General features: G+C 67.9%; 15 protein-coding genes and 5 pseudogenes. 8 read left to right on the forward strand and 12 right to left on the reverse strand.

All coding sequences use genetic code 11. The features are described from left to right. Positions 1 to 160: 160 nt before the first annotated feature. From ACWC91_RS36695 to ACWC91_RS36720, 6 genes and pseudogenes are all read right to left on the reverse strand, one after another. Positions 161 to 766 (reverse strand): response regulator transcription factor, encoded by a 606-nt coding sequence (locus ACWC91_RS36695; protein ID WP_281155304.1) that lies wholly within the window; start codon positions 764 to 766, stop codon positions 161 to 163. Continuing rightward, complete coding sequence (locus tag ACWC91_RS36700; protein ID WP_281155303.1) at positions 763 to 1,941, reverse strand: sensor histidine kinase; 1,179 nt, start codon at positions 1,939 to 1,941, stop codon at positions 763 to 765. The genes ACWC91_RS36695 and ACWC91_RS36700 overlap by 4 nt, the downstream gene beginning before the upstream one ends. 27 nt (positions 1,942 to 1,968) lie before the next feature. Continuing rightward, positions 1,969 to 2,973 carry a CPBP family intramembrane glutamic endopeptidase gene (locus ACWC91_RS36705; protein WP_281155302.1) on the reverse strand — a complete coding sequence of 335 codons (1,005 nt, stop codon included), beginning with the start codon at positions 2,971 to 2,973 and terminating at the stop codon, positions 1,969 to 1,971. A 224-nt stretch (positions 2,974 to 3,197) separates the two neighbouring features. Beyond that, positions 3,198 to 3,515 (reverse strand): winged helix-turn-helix transcriptional regulator, encoded by a 318-nt coding sequence (locus ACWC91_RS36710; RefSeq protein WP_450640848.1) that lies wholly within the window; start codon positions 3,513 to 3,515, stop codon positions 3,198 to 3,200. 23 nt (positions 3,516 to 3,538) lie between these two features. After that, positions 3,539 to 3,708: pseudogene (locus tag ACWC91_RS36715) on the reverse strand (IS5 family transposase); the annotation flags it as partial. A gap of 404 nt (positions 3,709 to 4,112) precedes the next feature. Beyond that, complete coding sequence (locus ACWC91_RS36720; RefSeq protein ID WP_281155301.1) at positions 4,113 to 6,797, reverse strand: AAA family ATPase; 2,685 nt, start codon at positions 6,795 to 6,797, stop codon at positions 4,113 to 4,115. Positions 6,798 to 7,391: 594 nt separating this feature from the next. Here ACWC91_RS36720 and ACWC91_RS36725 point away from each other — a divergent pair. Next, the gene (locus tag ACWC91_RS36725; RefSeq protein ID WP_281155300.1) at positions 7,392 to 7,556 is read left to right on the forward strand and encodes a hypothetical protein; all 165 of its coding nucleotides are present in this window, start codon (positions 7,392 to 7,394) and stop codon (positions 7,554 to 7,556) included. Positions 7,557 to 7,733: 177 nt separating this feature from the next. On the opposite strand, the pseudogene ACWC91_RS36730 reads toward ACWC91_RS36725, so the two are convergent. Together ACWC91_RS36730 and ACWC91_RS36735 are read right to left on the reverse strand one after the other, a co-directional pair. After that, a pseudogene (locus ACWC91_RS36730) lies at positions 7,734 to 7,895 on the reverse strand (TetR-like C-terminal domain-containing protein); the annotation flags it as partial. Further along, positions 7,879 to 8,235: pseudogene (locus ACWC91_RS36735) on the reverse strand (alpha/beta fold hydrolase); the annotation flags it as partial. The pseudogenes ACWC91_RS36735 and ACWC91_RS36730, both read right to left, overlap by 17 nt. Positions 8,236 to 8,482: 247 nt before the next feature. Between ACWC91_RS36735 and ACWC91_RS36740 the strand changes: the two are divergent. From ACWC91_RS36740 to ACWC91_RS36750, 3 genes are all read left to right on the forward strand, one after another. Beyond that, positions 8,483 to 9,028: a TetR/AcrR family transcriptional regulator gene (locus ACWC91_RS36740; RefSeq protein WP_281155299.1), complete on the forward strand. Its 546-nt coding sequence runs from the start codon at positions 8,483 to 8,485 to the stop codon at positions 9,026 to 9,028. A 92-nt stretch (positions 9,029 to 9,120) separates the two neighbouring features. After that, on the forward strand, positions 9,121 to 10,566 hold the full coding sequence (locus tag ACWC91_RS36745) for an MFS transporter (protein ID WP_281155298.1): 1,446 nt from the start codon (positions 9,121 to 9,123) through the stop codon (positions 10,564 to 10,566). 308 nt (positions 10,567 to 10,874) lie between these two features. Next, positions 10,875 to 11,213, forward strand: a complete 339-nt coding sequence (locus tag ACWC91_RS36750; protein WP_281155297.1) for a group II intron maturase-specific domain-containing protein — start codon at positions 10,875 to 10,877, stop codon at positions 11,211 to 11,213. 560 nt (positions 11,214 to 11,773) lie between these two features. Here the strand turns inward: ACWC91_RS36750 and ACWC91_RS36755 are convergent. After that, on the reverse strand, positions 11,774 to 12,544 hold the full coding sequence (locus tag ACWC91_RS36755; RefSeq protein WP_281155296.1) for a transposase: 771 nt from the start codon (positions 12,542 to 12,544) through the stop codon (positions 11,774 to 11,776). A gap of 281 nt (positions 12,545 to 12,825) precedes the next feature. Here ACWC91_RS36755 and ACWC91_RS36760 point away from each other — a divergent pair. Continuing rightward, positions 12,826 to 13,019, forward strand: a pseudogene (locus tag ACWC91_RS36760) (hypothetical protein); the annotation flags it as partial. 66 nt (positions 13,020 to 13,085) lie between these two features. On the opposite strand, the gene ACWC91_RS36765 reads toward ACWC91_RS36760, so the two are convergent. After that, on the reverse strand, positions 13,086 to 13,913 hold the full coding sequence (locus ACWC91_RS36765; RefSeq protein WP_281155295.1) for a LysR family transcriptional regulator: 828 nt from the start codon (positions 13,911 to 13,913) through the stop codon (positions 13,086 to 13,088). Between the two features lie 173 nt (positions 13,914 to 14,086). Here ACWC91_RS36765 and ACWC91_RS36770 point away from each other — a divergent pair, with 173 nt between their 5' ends. From ACWC91_RS36770 to ACWC91_RS36780, 3 genes and pseudogenes are all read left to right on the forward strand, one after another. After that, entirely contained in the window at positions 14,087 to 15,037 is a 951-nt protein-coding gene (locus ACWC91_RS36770; RefSeq protein ID WP_281155294.1) for a phosphotriesterase family protein, read from the forward strand. A gap of 2 nt (positions 15,038 to 15,039) precedes the next feature. After that, on the forward strand, positions 15,040 to 15,990 hold the full coding sequence (locus ACWC91_RS36775; protein ID WP_450640820.1) for an NADP-dependent oxidoreductase: 951 nt from the start codon (positions 15,040 to 15,042) through the stop codon (positions 15,988 to 15,990). A gap of 896 nt (positions 15,991 to 16,886) precedes the next feature. Next, positions 16,887 to 17,378 (forward strand): annotated as a pseudogene (locus ACWC91_RS36780) (transposase); the annotation flags it as partial. Between the two features lie 221 nt (positions 17,379 to 17,599). Here the strand turns inward: ACWC91_RS36780 and ACWC91_RS36785 are convergent. Further along, positions 17,600 to 18,067: a DUF4260 domain-containing protein gene (locus ACWC91_RS36785; protein WP_281155292.1), complete on the reverse strand. Its 468-nt coding sequence runs from the start codon at positions 18,065 to 18,067 to the stop codon at positions 17,600 to 17,602. Continuing rightward, positions 18,021 to 18,204, reverse strand: a 184-nt coding sequence (locus ACWC91_RS36790; RefSeq protein ID WP_450726229.1) for a TetR-like C-terminal domain-containing protein, incomplete at its 5' end; no start/stop codon positions are given. The genes ACWC91_RS36785 and ACWC91_RS36790, both read right to left, overlap by 47 nt.

Consider the following 18,204-nt stretch of genomic DNA (forward strand, 5'->3'; position numbering starts at 1 on the left):
GGCCGGGGTGGTGGCCGACGCGCTCCCGCCACCAGTATGCCGCGATCCGCCGCAGCCACGAGTGGCCCCCAAGGCTCCGAGGCGATCGCGGGGTGATCGGCCGGTCGGCCCGTGGTCATCGGTTCGCTATCGCCGTCGCGTTTCGGCAGACCGTTCGGAGTCAGATCCAGCCTCGCTCAACGGCGATGCGCGCGGCCTCGTGACGATTCGCCGCCCCGAGCTTGGCGATCGCCGCGGCGAGATAGTTGCGCACCGTGCCGCGCGACAGCGACACCCGCCGCGCGATCTCCTCCGCGGGCGCGCCGTCCCACGCCAGCGCGAGCACGTCGGCCTCGCGTGGCGTGAGCGGGGAATCTCCCGCGCCGATCGCCTCCGCCGCGAGCTCCGGATCGACATGCCGGCCGCCGGCGGCGACCTTGCGTACCACCTGTGCGAGGGTGCGGGCCGAAACCGTCTTCGGCAGGAACCCGCGTGCGCCAGCCGCGAGCGCCGACTTCAGATAGCCGGGACGGCCGTGGCTTGTGACGATGACACACCGACAGTCGGGCAGCTCGCCTGCGAGGCGCCGTGCGACCTCGATGCCGTCAGGCTCCGGCATCTGCAGGTCCAGCAGTGCGACGTCGGGGCGCAGCCGCCGCGCCGCGGCGAGCGCCTCATCGCCCGAGTCGGCGCGTCCGACGACCTCGAAGCCGTCCTCGAGGTCGAGCAGCCCGGCGATCGCGTCGCGGATGAGGATCTCGTCGTCGGCGACCAGGATCCGGATCATGCGTCCTTCTTTCTTTCGGAGAGCGGGACGGTGGCGTCCAACAGGAACCAGTCTCCGTCGCGCCGTGTCTCAAGGCTGCCGCCGAGCTTGTCGACGCGCTGCGCCATGGCGCGCAGCCCAGTACCGCCGCTCGGATCCGCGACGGATGGCTGCGTCATCCCTGCCCCGTCGTTGGCAAGTGTGAGCAGCACTTCGCCATCGTCGACCGACGTCGCGATGGTCATCTGGGTCGCCGCGGAGTGGCGCAGTACGTTGGTGACTCCTTCGCGCACGACCCAGGCGAGGGCCTCGGCCGCGCCGGACGGCACCGGGTCGCCCGCGATGGTGCAGCGGATGCCGGCGGACCCGAGCAGGGATCGCGCGCCAGCAAGCTCCCCGTCCCACGTGGTCCGCAGTTCGCCGCGCACGACCCTGCGGACCTCAGCCCCAGCCTCCGCGGCCAGACTACGCACCTGGGCCAGCTCGTCGGCGGCGCGCTCGTCACGACCGCGGCGAACCAGCTCCGATGCGAGCTCCGTCTTCACGGCGATCGCCGCGAGAGTGCGGCCGAACACGTCATGCAGGTCATGCGAGATCCGCAATCGCTCGTTCGCCAGGTCGAGCTCGGCGCGGTCCTGGTGCGCGCGCTGCAGCTCGCCCAGCACGCGGAGCATCCACACGCTCGACCAGCACGCCCATAGCGCCAAGCTGACGATCAGCGCGCTCACGATGAGCAGCGCGACGTCGACGAACGCGGCAAGCGGCACGGCCAGCACAATGATCGCGGCGTTCAGCAGCAACGTGCGACGGCTGTCCAGCGCCGGCACCAAGCTCGCGCCGACCGAGCCGATCGCAGAGGCCACCGTCACCGCCATCACCGGGACGGGAATGGTGAGCGCGACGGTGACGAACCCGATGAGGAGCGCTGCCCACGCGATCACACCGGTGACGGGCAGACGGCGCGCGCGGCTGGCGAACACATCGAAACTCCACCGGCTGACGAACACGTTGGCGACGATGAGAGCGACGGCGAGAAGCATCGCGGTAACGAACGTGACAGCATGTCCGCCGGCGAGCGGATCGGAGCCGGCGATGACGCCGACCATCGTGACGATCGGAGTGACGATCACGGAATACGTGGACCAGCGCACGAAGGCTTCGAACCTCCGTGCGCTGACCACGGGCCAATCGCTCATGACCCCCATTCTGCCCGCGCCTCCTAGCTAGGACGCGAACCCGGACGGCTCGAGCGCGGGGGTGCGCGCCGGGCCTGTCTTGCGGGTACGAATCCAGATCACCGCGCTGAAGATCGCCACCAACGCGATCGGCAGCAGGAAGATGGCCGAGCCGACGCCCGCCGAGCGGTCGCCGCCGGCGACCGGGTCGGTGTGCAGCGTCAGGAGCAGCAGGAATGCGAGCACATTGTTCGCGGCATGCATGACGACCGAGGTTTCCAGGCCCCCGGTGCGCCAGGTGATGAGGGCCCAGCCAACGGCGAGCGCAAGGTAGTAGGCGTTCAGCCACATGTCGCTGGAGAGGTGGATCGCGGCGAACACGATTGCCGAGACGGTGATGCCCAGCACGAGCGAGGTGCGCGGTCCGCGGCCCCAGCTCCCGGCGACGCGGAATACCAGGCCCCGCAGGCCGTACTCCTCGCCGGCCGCCTGGTACGGCGTGACGACGACGGTGATCACGAATAGCAGGATCAGGTCGGAGACGGCCCAGTCGGCCAGCTGGTAGGGCGCGACGGCCGTGAAGATCGCCATGTACACAGCCCAGACGGGCAACACGATCATCACGGCGCGACCGATGATCGCGGGGCGCAGCGTCGAGGCGACGGAGCTCAGCGAGGAGCCCTTCACGCCGTACAGCCAGCGCTGGATGAGCATGCTCCACGGGATGAGGATCGCAATCGAGAGGGCGTTACCCAGTTGCATGATCGGAGTGAACTCAGTACCGCCGGCGATGACGTTGTGCCTGCCCAACACGTGCAGGTCGATCTGGCCGCCGACGTAGCCGATGATGCCGCCGAAGCCGAACAGGCCGACGAGCAGCAGCACGATCGCCAGGATGCCGCGGCCGACGCGCCGCTTGTCGCTCCGCAGCACGCGGTGGTACTCAACGCCCGGTGGGACGGGACGAGGGCCACGGCGCCGCGGCCGCGTTGCGGAGCCGGCGCTTTGCGAGACCGACGCGTCGGGCCTGGTGAAAGTCTGGTTCTGACTCATGACATCAGCGTCTTGGAATGGGGCCGCGCGGGGCAGTGCCACGGATAACCAGCTCCCGTGCGGTTCGCACCGTACGGGCATGACATTCGTCATATGCCGAGTGCCGGCCGGTCGACGACACCCCTTCGTCGCGCGGAGGAACACGCAGCAGCAGCCTGCGCTGCAGCATTGCGGGGTCGGTGATGGTGCGTGAGGCCACCGAGGTGGTGGAGGACGGGCCGGGCTCAGGACAGCTGGGCGTCGAAGCGGCGCCGGGCGGTTTCTATGTGGTCGAGGTAGGTGCGGGGCCAGCCGCACATCCCGTTGACGATGGCGCGCGAGGCTTGACCAGTCTCGGTGAGGCGGTAGTCGACGCGGGGTGGGACCTGGGGATGGACCGTGCGGTCCACCAGGCCGTCGCGCTCCAGGTGGCGCAGGGTCTGGGTGAGCATCTTGTGGCTGACGCCCTCGATCCGGGCGTGGAGTTCGGTGAAGCGCAGGGTCCTCTCCGAGGACGTTGATGGGCTCTCGGGCGTCTTGTCGGAGTGGCGATGCTGCGCCAGTCCTTCAGCCGGTTGATCAGTCACTCGACGGTGTTGCGGTCACGGTAAAGATGGCGTCGTAAGTGACGGGACGGCCGCTTCGGCTGCCCTTCTTCTTGCTGTTGGCGGCCTGGTTCTTCTTTTCCGGGATGGCCGCCTTGGTGTGACGTTTGCGCAGGTAGGCGCGGTTGGCGCGGGACGATTAGGCCTCATCGTACGGAGCAGGCCCGGGGCGCCAGCCTTGCCCTCAGGATGCGATCCGCGCCCGCTCCGCGCCCCGCTTCCTCGCCGGGCCGGCCAAGCCGATCTCGTCGAACCGGTGGATCACATGCCGGACGGTCTCCTCAACCCGATCACCCGTAAACGGCACCCGGGAGATCAGTACCAGCTCCGGACGATCCGGCGGAGCAACACGGTCGTCCGCAGCTTCTACGAGTTCCGGATCAAGACCGGCACGGCCCGCTGGGCAACCCGGTCCCGCTCGACCGCAGGGACAGCCGCCCGCACGCTCACCACAATCCACTGGATCCCTTCCGACCCGGGGACCGGATCCAGTACAACCCCAAGATTTCCAAGGCCAGACCGCGAGAGATCTCCGACGAATAGTGGAACGACCTCTCAGAAGAGCATGTCGCGGAGCTGACGGCGTGAGGAGATGCCCAGTTTGCGGTACGTGTTGCGTAGGTGGGTGTCCACCGTGCGCGGGCTGAGGAACAGCATCGCAGCCACCTCCTTGGACGCCGCTCCGGCGGCTACCTTCTCGGCGATGACGCGTTCCTGTGCGGAGAGCCGTGCGAGCGGGTGCTCGCCGCTCGGGCGTGGCGGGTGCTCGCCGACGGCCCGCAGTTCCCGGGCGGCGCGCTCGGCGAATCCGCGGGCACCCATGTCTGTCAGCATCTCGTGCGCCGCCCGCAACTCGACACGGGCCTCGGCGCGGCGGCGTTCCCGGCGCAGCCACTCCCCATACGTCAGCCGGGCACGGGCGTGCAGCGTCCGTACCCGGGTCCGGGCGAAGTGGTCGATCGCCTCCCGGTACAGCGCGTCAGGGTCTCCCCGACCAAGGAGCGCCCGCGCCTGCGCGTATTCGGCGAGCGCCCACGGGACGGGGTTGGCGCGGGCCAGCGCATCAAGATGGTCCATGGCTACGTCGGCGTCCTTGCCGCGGCCCAAGCGCGCCGCAGCCTCGACGAGTTCGGAGTAGATCGCCCAGATCGAGTAGGAGCCGGCCCGGTGCCTGCGCTGGGAGGCGAGTGCGGCGTCCAGCGCTGCCTCGTAGTTGCCGAGCCCGTTGTGCAGCACAGCCAGGGCGTAGTGCTCGCCCACGGTCTCGCGCGGTCGTCCGTCGCGTCCTATCAGTTCCCGCACTTCACGGTACCGGTCGAGGTCGCCGCGGAAAGCGATGCAGACGAGTTCGGCCCCCAGGAGCGGGGCCGTGCCCGCCGCCTCATCGAGGTCCCGGGCCTCGTCGAGATGCGCCGTGGCGTCGTCGAACCGTCCGACCGAGATCCTGGAGACCGCCTGGTAGCGCAGGGCCTGCGGCAGCGTGGCGAGAGCACCTTGCTCCCGGGCCACCGCCACTTGGCGATCGGCTATCTCCTCCATCAGTTCGTCGTCGCGCAAGTCGATCGCGAGTTGGCACACGAGATTCATTCGCCAGGGTCCCGCCGACGAAGCGCGGCACGCCGCCGCCGCTTCGCGCATCGCGGGCACCGCGCGCTCGACCGGCAGCATGATCTGGTCCAGGAGAGCGTCGAGCAGTAGATCGATCGGCCGGGCAGGCTCTCGCTGCGGTGCCCGTTCGCGGATCCGAGCGCCGAGCCGCTGGAGCAGACTGGGCTGGTTATCGTTGTACATGAACGACGCGAACGCCTCCAGGTACGTCTCCCGGGCCTGGTCGGGGGCCAGTTCGGCGGCGGTTTCCACGAGCCGGGCGGTGGCCTGCGGGCTGTGGCCCAGCTGGAAGTCCACTCGTGCACGCAGTAGGTGCGCCTCTGCGTGGCCGCGGTCGTCCATCGGGAGAAGCTCGGTTTGGGCGACGAGCGCGCGCGCAGCGGTGGGGGCGCCGGCCCGCAGCCGCAGCTGTGCCGCTGCGAGGAGCCGACCGGCCCGTCGGCCGGCGGCGGGCGTCAGCTGCGCCGCCCGCTCCATGAATGCCGCCGCCGCGGCGAACCCGCCGCGCAAGCAGGCACCCTTTGCGCACCGTTCTAGCTCTGCGGCCACGTCCTCGTTGGCCTCCACCACCGCATGCGCCCGGTGCCACGCCTTTCGGTCGACGTCCGTCTCGGGATCGGTCGTCGCGGCGAGGGCAGCGTGCACACGTCGACGCGTCTCCGGGGTGGCCGACGCGTACGCCGCGGAGCGTACAAGCGGATGGCGGAAGCGCAGCCGGGGACCAAGGGTCAGCAACCCAGCGTCCTCCACCGCGCCGAGCTCCGCGGTATCCAGCTCAAGGACTTTCGCGGCGCGTCGCAGCAGGCCGAGATCACCGAGCGGCTCCGCCGCCGCAAGCACCACGAGCGGCCGGGCGGCGGCAGGCAACCGCTCGAAGCGGTGGACGAATTGTTCCTCCAGCGCCTCCACAACACTTGCCCGAGAGCGCCGTGGACTGGGTACCCCGAAGGGTCCCGTGTCGTGCACGAACTCCAGCAGCGCCAGCGGGTTGCCGCGAGCCTCGGCCAGAATCCGGTCGAACACCTCAGTATCCAGTCCGGCCGGCGCCGCCGTCCCAAGAACGGTCCGAGCGTCATCCTCACCCAGACCTGTGAGAGCCAACCGCGGAAGATCCGCAAGACCGGGCACCACACTGACGTCACGCGCGGCGAACACCACCGCGATCCGCTCGGCTGACACTCGCCGGGCCACGAAGACCAGCGCTCGCCGTGAGGCGTCGTCGACCCACTGGGCGTCGTCCACCATGCAGCACACCGGACGCTTCTGGGAGAGCTCTTTCAACAAACCCAGAACGGCGAGACCAACCGTCAGGGGGTCAGGCGACGTTTGCTCCCTGAGGCCGAACACCGCCTCCAGCGCCTCCCGCTGAACTGGAGGAAGTGCCTGCCGATGATCGAGAACCGGCGCGCACAACTGGTGCAGGGCCGCGTAGAGCAGGTCCTGCTCGAACTCCGCCCCTGCGGCACGCAGCACCGTATGCCCTTCCAGCGCACCGACCGCGGTGTCGAGTAGCGCCGACTTGCCGATGCCTGCCTCACCGGCCACCACGAGCGCGCCACCGCCCCCGGCCGCCGCCGAAGCCACCAGCCTGTCGATCTCCCGTCGCTCCGCCTGTCGAGCAACGAACCGCATCAGAACCTGCCTTCGCCTTCCCAGGGTGAGGTCTTCTCACATGTTGGTGTCGGTAGCGCACCGTTGCCGCCAGGCGGCAGCCGAGTTTAATGGTATTTATTGATGTTTGCATTGAGTTGTCAGGAATCACATCGTTTGGCCCCTGCGGTAATTCGTGGGCATGAGGTACGCGCAGGGCGCTGGTATCACTCCGCAGGGCCAGGCCGCGGTAGAGCGGGTGCGTATGCGACGTGCCCGGTCGGACGACTGATGGTGCGGATCTGTTATGTGAGGCTCAGGACATAGTTGACGTGATGTTCACGCAGACCGGGTTCGTTCCCCCAGGCCAAGCGGTGGGTCGTGGAATGCGCCCATGGGATCTTAATGTTGCACCGGAGGCTGGTGCGCGACTACGAGCATCTGCCCCGCAGTTCGGAGTCGTGGGTGTGCTGGGCGATGACCGCGGTGATACTGCGCCGGTTGACCTCGGTGACCGTGCCTGCCTGGCGCACCGCATGACCGCGGAGAGTTGACGCTCGGTGCGGTGCTGGCAAGGCTGGAGGAGCGGGAACGCGAGATCACCGCGTAGGCCGAGACCACGCGGGAACAGATCACGTGGCTGACCACACAGCTCGACGAACTCGTCCGGGCTGCCGAAGAAACCTGATCACCCGCAAGACACTGCTGGAGCTGCCCGACCCGAAACTGCCGGACCATCCGGCCTACCAGCAGATCATGGCGGTGTTCACCGCGGCCGACCATCCGCTGCGTGCGCGGTAGGTGTGCGAGGCGTTCTCGCCCAACAACATCAACAACGTCCGCCTCAAGCTCAAGCGGCTGGCCGGTCACGGGATCCTGACCGAGACCGAGCCAGGCTTGTTCACTCAGCCTCGACCGTAGTCGACCGACGTCGCGACGACCTGCCCACTTGTCCCGCACGAAACGAAGAATCGAGCATCAGATCTCATACCGCCCTCTCACATGGCGCGCAGGCCCCGTCAGCCACTCGAAGCTGTCGTCGATGTCGGCGCTCGACTGGAAGCCGTTGTCCGCCTGCAGCGTGGCGAAGCCGTGGCAGAGGCTGCGGAGCGTGCGCAGGGCGTGGTCCACGTCGGACTCTGCGGGTGATCAGCAAGGGCTCCTGCGCTGCGGCGATGGTGGCGGCACCGCCGGAGATCGAGTGTCCGACGAGCACGGCCGGGCCGCCCAGGTGGCGGATCACGGCAAGCAGGTCGCCCGCGATGGCGGTGCGGCTCCAGTCCGGCCAGCCGACGCTGGACTCGCCGCAGCCGCGCAGATCGACCGCGGCAACCCGGTGACCCGCCGCCACCAGCTGCGGGATCACAGCACGGTACGCGGCACGGCTGTCGCCCATGCCGTGCGCGAGAACGATCAGCGGGCCGGACCCCGCCACCTCGTAAGCGATCGTGCCGCCGTCGACGGCAAGGTACTCGGTCATGACATCCCCCAGAGTTGGTTAATATTATTAGCTAGTAGCTAATCTCATTAGCTAAATCGCGTCAACAGCGACCGGGCGACGGCAGGTGATCGCGATTGGCGAAGCCTGGGGTCACCGTCATCATTGCCGCCGCAGCCGCGTCGCCTTCGATGCTGGAAGCTGCCATCCTCGCCTCGGTGGCGGCCTTCGTCGTGGGTGACCGGGCGCGGGGTTGACACCCTCCAGATGCGAGTGGTTAATTACTTTCATGGAAGCAAGGGCACGACAGCGTTCCACCGCCGAGGAGCGCCGGGCGACGGTCATGCGTACGGCGATCAAGGCGTTCGCCGAGCGCGGGTACTACGGGACCTCGACGATGGACGTGGCCAAGGCCGCCGGTATTTCGCAGGGTTACCTGTACCGGCTGTTCAAGGACAAAGAGACACTGTTCGCAGCCCTGGTCGACTACTGCTCGGGCCGCCTGCGGGATGCTGCCGCGTCGGCGGCAGCATCGGTGCACAGCACCGATCCGGAAGCGGTCCTGAAGGCGATGACGGCCTCGTACGACGACGTCATCGCCGACCGGGACGTCCTCATGATTCTCATGCACGCCCAATGCAGCGCGAGTGAGCCGGTCATCGGTGAGGCGGTGCGCACCTGCTACGCCAAGCAGGTCGAGTACGTCCGCGCCGTCTCCGGCGCCTCGGATGAGCAGATCCGCCGCCACTTCGCCAACGGCCTGCTCAGCAATGCCGTGGTGGCGATCGACGCCGCCTCCGTCGACGCCCCCTGGGCACGCACGCTACGCGCCTAGGTAGGGCGTCAAACCGGGCCGCTCCGGGCGGCCCGTTACTTTGATCCATCATGTAAGCGGTCAACCGCTTATTAATGAAAGGCTGTCTTCTCATGTCGTCCCCCTCCTCGCGACGCGGGACCGGGCTGTTGCTGGCGCTGCTGGCGTTCGCCCAGTTCATCAGCGCCATCGACTACAACATCGTCTACGTCGCCCTACCGGAGATCGGCCGCGAAGTCGGCTTCGACACGCACAGCCTGCAGTGGGTCGTCAGCGGCTACGCCGTAGCCTTCGGCGGCTTCCTGCTGCTGGGCGGCCGGGCCGCCGACATCCTCGGCCAGCGCCGCATCTTCTCCACTGCCCTGACCCTCTACGGCCTGTCCTCTCTGGCCGGCGGACTCGCCACCGACCCCCAACTGCTCGTGGCCGCCCGCGCCGTCCAGGGCCTCGGCGGCGCCCTCCTGCTGCCCGCCACCCTTTCCCTGATCGCCACCACCTTCACCGAAGGCGCCGCACGCAACCGGGCCCTTGCGATCTGGGGCGGCGCTGGGGCCGTCGGCCTGGCACTCGGCTCCCTGCTGGGCGGCATCCTGACCAATTACTTCGGCTGGGAAGCCGTCTTCTACGTCAACGTCCCCCTCGCCCTAGGCGCCGCCGCCGCGGCCTTCGCCATCGTCCCCAAGGATCCGCCGCGTGAGCGGGGCCGCAGCTTCGACCTGGCCGGTTCTCTGACTGCAACGGTCGGCTTCACCGCCCTCGTCTTCGCCGTCGTACAGGGCCCCGAGGCCGGCTGGACCTCCGCCGAGACCATTGGCGCGCTGCTGGCCGGCGTGCTGTTCATCGGGCTGTTCCTGCTCATCGAAGCCCGCACCGCCCACCCACTGATGCCGCTGCGCCTGTTCCGCAACCGCAGCCTGGTCGCCGCGATGGGCATCACCTTCGTCTTCATGGGCACCTTCGGCGCCCAGTACTACTTCTTCACCGTCTACCTGCAGAACGTCCGCGGCTACGGCGCCCTGGCCACCGGCCTGGCGTTTCTGCCCTCGGCGCTGGTGGGCATGGTCGGCACGAAGCTCAGCGAGAAGCTGCTCGGCAAGGTCGGCATCCGCGCCACCATCATCACCGGCCTGCTCCTGGGAGCCGTCGGCATGACAGTCCTGGCCCTGGCGATGTCCCCCGGCGGCAGTTACCCGGTCCTGCTGCCCGGCGTCGTCCTGCTCAGCCTCGGCCAGGGCATCGCCTGGACCGCCATGTTTGTCGCGGCTGGAACCGGAGTCGATGTCCACCATCAGGGCATCGCCTCGGCCATGGCCTCCACCACCCAGCAGATCGGCTCCGCCGTCGGCCTGGCGATCCTGGTCGCCATCGCCAACTCCGGCCTCCACACCACGACCGGCCCCGACCTCGTCCCCGGCCTGCGCACTGCAGGCTTCACCGCGGCCGCCCTCACCCTCCTCGGCGTCGGCATCGCCCTCACCCTGCGCCGACCTGCCCCCACCCTGTCGCCACCCGTTGCGGGCTACGCGCAGCAAGAGGCGGAATCTGGCATCTCTACCTGAGTCACGACATCGCCCATTGCGAGGGTGATGGGCGAGGGGCGGTGACCGTGGAGCGCGCCTACGGGATCTTGATGCTGCACCGCAGGCTGGTGCCGACTACGAGCACCTGCCGGCGCAGTTCGGAGTCGTGGGTCTACTGAGCGATGGCCGTGGTGATAGTGCGCTGGCTGACCGGGGCCACCGCTGCGGCCTGGCGCAGCGCATGAGCGGCGGGGAGCTGACCCTCGGGACGGTACTGGCGCAGCTGGAGGGGAAGATCGCCGCGCAGCGGGTGACGAGGGAGCAGATCGCGCAGCTCACCTAGGGCGATGCAGCATGCCCGTGACCGGATCCGTGAACTGACGAACCGGCGCAGGCTGTTGCTGCCGTTCAAGGTGATCGTGGAGGACGTGAATGCGTTCCTTCGCGGGTGGGGCGCGTATTTCCGCTTCGGGAACTCGGCCCACCGCTTCGACCAGATCGGCTCCTACGCGCGGATGCGGATCGGCGCGTTCCTCGCCAAGAAGCATCGGCGCAGCCGAAGATTCGACTGGTCGGTGGTGGCGTTCGCCTCCGCCGACTCGCTGGGGGCCAGTTGCTCTGCACGGGACCGTCGTCGCCCCCAGGCCCTTCCGGGACTGGCGGGGCAGGCCGAATGCCGGTGGTGAACGGCGTCGGTGAGCCGTGTGCGGGAGAACCGCATGCACGGTCCGATGCGGCGGGGGCTGGAAACGGAGCGGACGTACTCCGCCACCGCGCCAGCCCCCGACCCTACACGAGGGTCCGTCAGGTTGCTGACGGACCCTTTGTGGTGGGTGTTGGTGGGGATTTTCGGGGTCTGGGCAGGTTGAGCGCCCGGCTGTCGGGTCGGGTAGGCGCCGGGTTCCACAGCTCCGGTGAGCTGGTGCTGCTCGCGGGGATGGGAACGTGCTGGTCAGCCGGGGTTCGGGAGGGCGTGAAGCCCCTAGGGTGAGCCAGGATTTCGACCGGGCGATCTCGTGCTCGTCTAGTAAGGTCTGGAAGGCGATCGGTGGCCGTGGTGAGGGGATTTCCTCCGGCAGTGACAGGACGCTGAGGCGCTCGATGTCACGGCAATCGCCGTGAGCACGTGTTGCAGATGAGCTTTCGGGTGTCCTCAGTAGCGGCAGTGGCGCATGCCGTAATCGTGACCTAAGCGCTGTCCCGTAAATGATCTACGACGTGCTGGTTGACCTGCCCGTTTCCTTCGTCAGCCGACGAGGGTGAGGTTGTGGAGACGGGCGATGCCGAGCATGGCGTGATGGACGCCGTCGCCTTTCAGGCGGCAGTTGCGGAGGATCTTCCAGGTCTTCATGCGGGCGAAGGCGTGCTCGACGCGGGCACGGACCTTGCGGTGCGAGGCGTTGTGTTCCTCTTTCCAGGCCGGGAGTTCGCCCTGGCCGCGTTCGCGGCGGTGGGGTATGACCAGGCCGGTGCCGCGGTAGCCGCCGTCCGCGATCACCGTGGTCTTACCGACGGCGTCCTTCGCCCCGGACAGTTCCCACGCCTTGCAGTCGTTGCGGTTGCCGGGTAGTGGCCGGCCGACGGCGACGACGAGCCGGGTGTCGGCTTCGATGACGACCTGGTGGTTGGTGGAGTACCGATAGTTCTTCGACTTCTCGGCAATGGTGTGGTCGCGGGTGGGCACCAGGGTGCCGTCCACGATCAGCACGGTGTCCTTGCGGAACCGTCTGCGGGGCTGGAGCGCGAGCGACGGGCCGAGGTGGTCGACGATCCGGTCGGCCGCGGACTTCGACACCCCGAACAACGGAGCCAGTTGGCGCAGGGTGAGGTTCGTGCGCCAGTACGCGGCGACCAGCAGGACCCGGTCCTCCAGTGGCAGGCTCCAGGGCTGGCCCTTGCGGACCGGGTCGGCGCCCTCGCGCCGCAGCGCGGTGACCAACTTGCCGAACTGCCGTGGGCTCAGTCCGGTGAACGGGGCTATCCAGGACGACTCCGACGCCGTGATCACACCAGCCACGGCAAGATCATCTCACCCCTGACCAGCAGTTACGGGACAACCCTTAACGCTTGTAAATTCACATGTGGAAGGAACGCACAAGCGGCGCTCACGCAGCCCCAGGCCATGCAGAACGCCTGTTGGGATCGGACGTGGGGCGACAAATTCGAGGTGTCCGAGCTCACTGAACCGAAGCCCGAGGGGTCGGCACCGAGTACTCACTGTGGACCCGGAACGTCGAGGAGGAGATCCTTTCCACGGTCCGGAAGCTGGGCATCGGTCTCACCCCAGGGAGCAAGCCCATGCATGACGACCGCACCCGGTCGAAGCCCGCCTCAAAACGTCCTCGACGAGTGCATCCGCCCCGCCGTGTACTCCGAGTCCGCCACCGCTTCAGGTGGCGGTGTGGCACGCGCCCGGAGGGCCCGTTCCGGTCGCCGAGGGACTGGCGGCCCCGGTCGAACCGATCGCGGTGGGCATCCGCCGGCGCGCCCCGTGAGGAACCAGCCGGTTCCGGTTTGGGTGTCCGGGGTCTTGGGGTCCCTTCATGTGATGGGCGTGCTCATGTGGTGGGGTTTGAGGTGGAGCGTTCTTCGGCGACTGTGCGGGCCGCGTGTATGAATCCTTTTCGGCTGGCCGCGAGGCTGCGCGGGTGCCAGGCAAGGACCAGCATGGTGCCGGGGTCGTCGGCCATGGGGACGGCGACGACGTCGGGGCCGAGCCTGTGCTTGATGCTTTCGCCGACGACCACGATGAGCTTGCCGAGCGCCACGAGGTCGACAATCTCGTGGAGGGCGGTGGGGGCTGGGCATGGTTGATAGGCGGGGTCCTGCTGCAGGTCACTGCGGCTCACCTCGGGGTATGCGGCGTAGCGGTGTCCGGAGGGGACCAATGCGACCGAACGCTCGGGGATCAGCTCTTCGGTGTGTACCTCGCTGAGGTCGTCGGTGCCGCACAGCAGTCCGACGTCGGCCGTGCCGTCACGCAGTGCACCTGCCTGGTTGTCGGTGAAGACGATGTGGGTGGGCAGGGCGTCGTCTTGATGTTCGTAGGCCTGCAGTATCTCGGCGAGCAGGCCGGCGGATGTTCCCGGCCGTGCGGCCACGATGAGACGGTCTCCGCGGGCCGCCTGGCGGGCGCGGCGCGGGGCTGCCGCGATCGCTTCCAAAATGGCATGTGCGTCTGCCAGAAAGGACTCGCCAGCTGGAGTCAGCTCCACGCGCCTGCTGGTCCGGTGAAGCAGTGGTGTCCCGACGCGGCGTTCGAGGCGGGCGATTGCCCGGGAGAGGGGCGGCTGGCTGATGCCCAACCGCTCGGCCGCTTTCGCGAAGTGCAGTTCTTCCGCGACGGTGACGAAGTAGTACAGTTCGCGGGTTTCCAACCGATCCATACCTTCAGGGTAACGATCCTGTTCGAAACAGTCATGGCTCCTTGGCCTCTTGAGTGGTCAACTGGAACTCGCCGGTCACCGGGGTGAGGCACTCCGGCGTCGTCGGTGGACGACGGCCTGGACGCCTCCCGGATCGAGCACGCACAAGACGCATTTCCGCATATGGAGAAGGCATGACTAAGATTCCTACGGCGGCTGGGATTATCGACTCCTCTCAGCTCGGGAAGACCCTCGTCCATGAGCACGTGTTTGCCATCGGCGAGGAGTACCGGCTCAACTACGACACGACGTGGGATGAGGAGGAAAAGGTCGCCCAGGCGGTGTCTGACCTCAACGGGCTGAAAGCTTTGGGAATCGACACGATCATGGACCCGACCGTTCTCGGGCTCGGCCGTTATATCCCGCGCATTCAGAGGGTGGCGGAGCAGACGGATCTCAATATCATCGTCGCTACTGGGCTGTACACCTTCAATGACCTTCCCCCGCAGTTCAGCTATCGCGGGCCCGGGGAGATCGTGGACATGGCCGAACCGCTGACCGAGTTGTTCATCAAGGACATCACGCAGGGCATCGGCGGTACTGGAGTGCGCGCTGCCTTCCTCAAGTGCGCTATTGACGCTCCGGGGATGACTCACGGAGTGGAACGGACCATGCGCGCGGTGGCGCAGGCCAGTGTCGAAACAGGCGCACCGATCACCGTCCATACGCACGCGGCGTCCAAGTCGGGGCTGGTGGCACAGCGCCTCTTCATCGAGGAAGGCGTGGATCCCGCCAAGATCGTGATCGGGCACTCCGGAGACTCGACCGATCTCGGATACCTCACCGAGCTGGCCGACAACGGCTCGCTGCTGGGGATGGACCGGTTCGGCGTCGATGCATTCCTGCCGTTCGAGCAGCGCGTATCGACCGTCGTGGAACTTGTTCGCCGGGGCTATGCCGAGAGCATCGTCGTCTCGCACGACGCCTCCTGCTACATCGACTTCTTCGAGTCCGGTGACTTCGGAGACAAGTGGAACTATCGGCACATCAGTGAGGATGTTCTGCCTGCACTGCGCGTGGCGGGCGTTTCCGAGAACGCCATAGACACGATTCTCGTCAAGAACCCGATCCGTTATTTCGAGTAACCATGACCAGGAACACGATGCGAGCCATCACCCAGGACACCCTCGGGGAGCCGGACGTCCTCCGGGAGGTCGAACTCGAACGTCCGGAACCCGGCGTCGGTCAGATTCTCGTGGCCGTCCATGCTGCCGGGGTCAACCCCACCGATTGGAAGCACCGCAGATACGGCATCTTCCTCGGAAAGCCCCCGTTCACGCTCGGCTGGGACGTGTCCGGCGTCGTCGAGGCGGTCGGCCTCGGCGTCTCGCTCTTCGAACCGGGTGACGAGGTGTTCGGCATGCTGCCCTACCCGTACGGAGGCGGTTCGCATGCCGAGTACGTCACCGGTCCCGCACGCGCCTTCGTGCCCAAGCCCGCAGCACTGAACCACATCGAGGCGGGCGCGCTTCCGCTGGTGGCGCTTACCGCCTGGCAGACTCTCGTCGACACTGCCCGGGTGCAGCCGGGGCAACGGGTCCTGGTGCACGCGGCGGCCGGCGGCGTAGGACATGTCGCCGTACAGATCGCTAAGGCCCGCGGTGCGTACGTCATCGGCACGGCTTCCGCTGCTAAGCATGCTTCTGTGCGGGGGCTGGGGGCGGATGAGGTTATCGACTACCGCACCGCCGACTTCGTGAGGGAGGCCCGCGATATCGACGTGGTCCTCGACCCACTCGGCGGTAACGACCGGCTGCGTTCACTGGAGACACTCAGGCCAGGTGGCGTCCTCGTATCGATTCTTCCCCGTGATTTCGGTGAAGTAGTCGAACATGCCGCTGCGTTGGGGGTGCGGGCCAAGGCTGTACTGGCCGAGCACGACCGGGCGGGCATGGCCGCGATCGCCGCGCTCGTCGAGTCCGGGCAGCTGCGCGTGCACGTGTCCGGCACGTACCCGCTCGCCGAGGCCGCGAGGGCCCACACGCAGGGCGAGACGGGCCGCGTCACGGGAAAGCTGGTGCTCACCGTCCGCTCGTAGATAGGAGCGGACGGGCCCCGTTTCCGGACTCCCGCCGACGTCCGAGACATTCGCATTGCGACGACCGGACTGGGAAACTGGTCAACAACGGACAACCCCGCGCTGGCTGATCCCCAGCACAAACCGAGCCGGGTCGAACCGCGGGTCGCAGCGGACCCGGTGACAGACCTCGTCGCTGGTTCGCATCACGCCTCCTCTCCCGCCGTCACACCTCCTCCAGGGTGCCGCCCCACCCTGTCCTCGACGGTTATCCCTCATGCACCGCGACCCGTCCGGTGCGGTGCGTGAGGGAGTTGGCGTATGTCGAGGCACGTCGTCTCGGCGGGACCGGCGATCGGTGAGGCCAACCTTGCGCTTTCATGAAGCGGGATGACCGGCAGGTGATCAACTCGGCGAGAAATGTCTCTGCCCGGCGAGGACGAGGATTATCGAGGTCCCTGTTCCGGCGTCAGCCGGGGGCACTTCGCAGGTGAGCAGGCGTCTCGGTTCCTACCCGCGCCTGCAGGTGCCGGGCGGCCACAACGGGTGGTCTCGCAGGCCGGGACGTTACGGGTGATGGCCCGCCGGGCAGGACCGGCGGACCTCGCCTTTACGGTCGCGCTGGGCGGCGCGCCCTGGTCGGACTCCGCCGTCCTGCGGGCTGAAGCCCGGCGTGTTCGAGCCAGTCGCCTCGGATCCGGCCGTGTCCCGCCGGCACGGGAACGTGCGCGCAACCGACGCTTACGGTTCGAAGCGGCCCGCCACTGTAGTGGTGTTGCGCGTGGAGCTTATACGGTTCGAGTTCAATGAAGAGAAGGAAGCGCGCGAGGCATTCCAGCACGCACTCCTGCACGTTGTCCGGGAACGCGCGAATGGTGGCCGTGTCCTCCTGAATCGACGTACGTCCTCTTCTTCCCCAGGTCCTGCTCGGTCTCGCCCTGGCCGTCGCGCTGGGCGGGGACTACCTGTCTGATGTGGCGATGATGCTGGCCGAACCGGGCGTGTGCGCGCCGGTGGCCTCCGATCCGACCGTCTCCCGCCTGGCCGCACCTTGCCACGGTCGGCCCCGCGAGCACTGGCGGCAGTGCGGCAGGCTCGGGGTCGAAACATTGGCCGGCGATGCGACGCCGAATGCGGGAGGGGAGGTGGTCGTCGGCATCGACGGCGTGCTGGTCCTGGCGCACTCCGAGAAGCAGGACGCCGCCGCGACCTGGAAGAAGACCTTCGGCCACCACCCGCTGTTCGCGTCCGTCGACCACGGACGCGAAGGCTCGGGCGAGCCGGTGGCGGGTCTGCTTCGGCCGGGCAACGCGGGCAGCAACACCGCCGGCGACCACATCGCCGTCGCCCGGCAGGCGCTATCCCAGCTGCCGAAGAAGCACCGGAGCGGGTGGCGGACGCTGACCCGCCGTCGTTTCCGACGCTGAATATCGGCCTGTCGCAAGACCAGACCAGCCGGATGGATGGGCCAACGGTTGTTGATGGGCAGCCGCCTATCGCGATGGCCGCAGCGGAAGGTGACGGAGGATACAGAGCGCTTCATGTCGCTTCAGGGCAGCCTCGGGAGCACAGGGCCTGCCCGGCCAGCGCCGGGGAAGCTGCGTACGGCCTCGTTCGTTGCGCTGGCCGGTCAGCGGTCACCATGCACGCCCAGGTGTGTGATGCCGAAGCTGTGGTCGTACTTGAGGCCGTACTTCATGAGGCGGTCGAGACCGAGGTGGAACAGGCCGACGGCCCCGGCGACGGTGAGCGCGCTGGTGTGCCATCCGGCTCCTGCGACGAGCAGTGCCAGCGGCAGCGGCGCGGTGTGCGCGAGGTTGTAGGTCCAGGCGCCTACCCGCGGGCCGACGATGTACGCGAGCCAGGACAGGTCGGGGACGAAGAACAGAGCCGGGATCAGCCACCAGGGCTGCCCGGTGGTGGCAAAGACAACGAGAGCGGCTCCAGCGACGGCCAGACCTTCGATTCGCAGCCAGCTCAGTGGTCGGCCGGTGACCACGCCTGGCGTTCCGACGGTCGCCTCGGGCTGTGTCAGGGCTGAGATCTTCGCGTCAGCGGGTGGTTTCGGGGTGTTCGCGGGTGGGTGGGCGGCGGTCATGCCGGTCCTCCGGGGATGTGGAGTCATCGGGGTCGGCTTGCAGGCCGGTGATCAGGGTGTCGACGAGGAGGTGGTAGCTGCGGGTGACCTCGCAGGGCAGTCCGAAGCCGCCGGCGGCCTCGAGGACGGCGAAGCCG

The organism is Streptomyces sp. NPDC001204 (assembly GCF_053598035.1).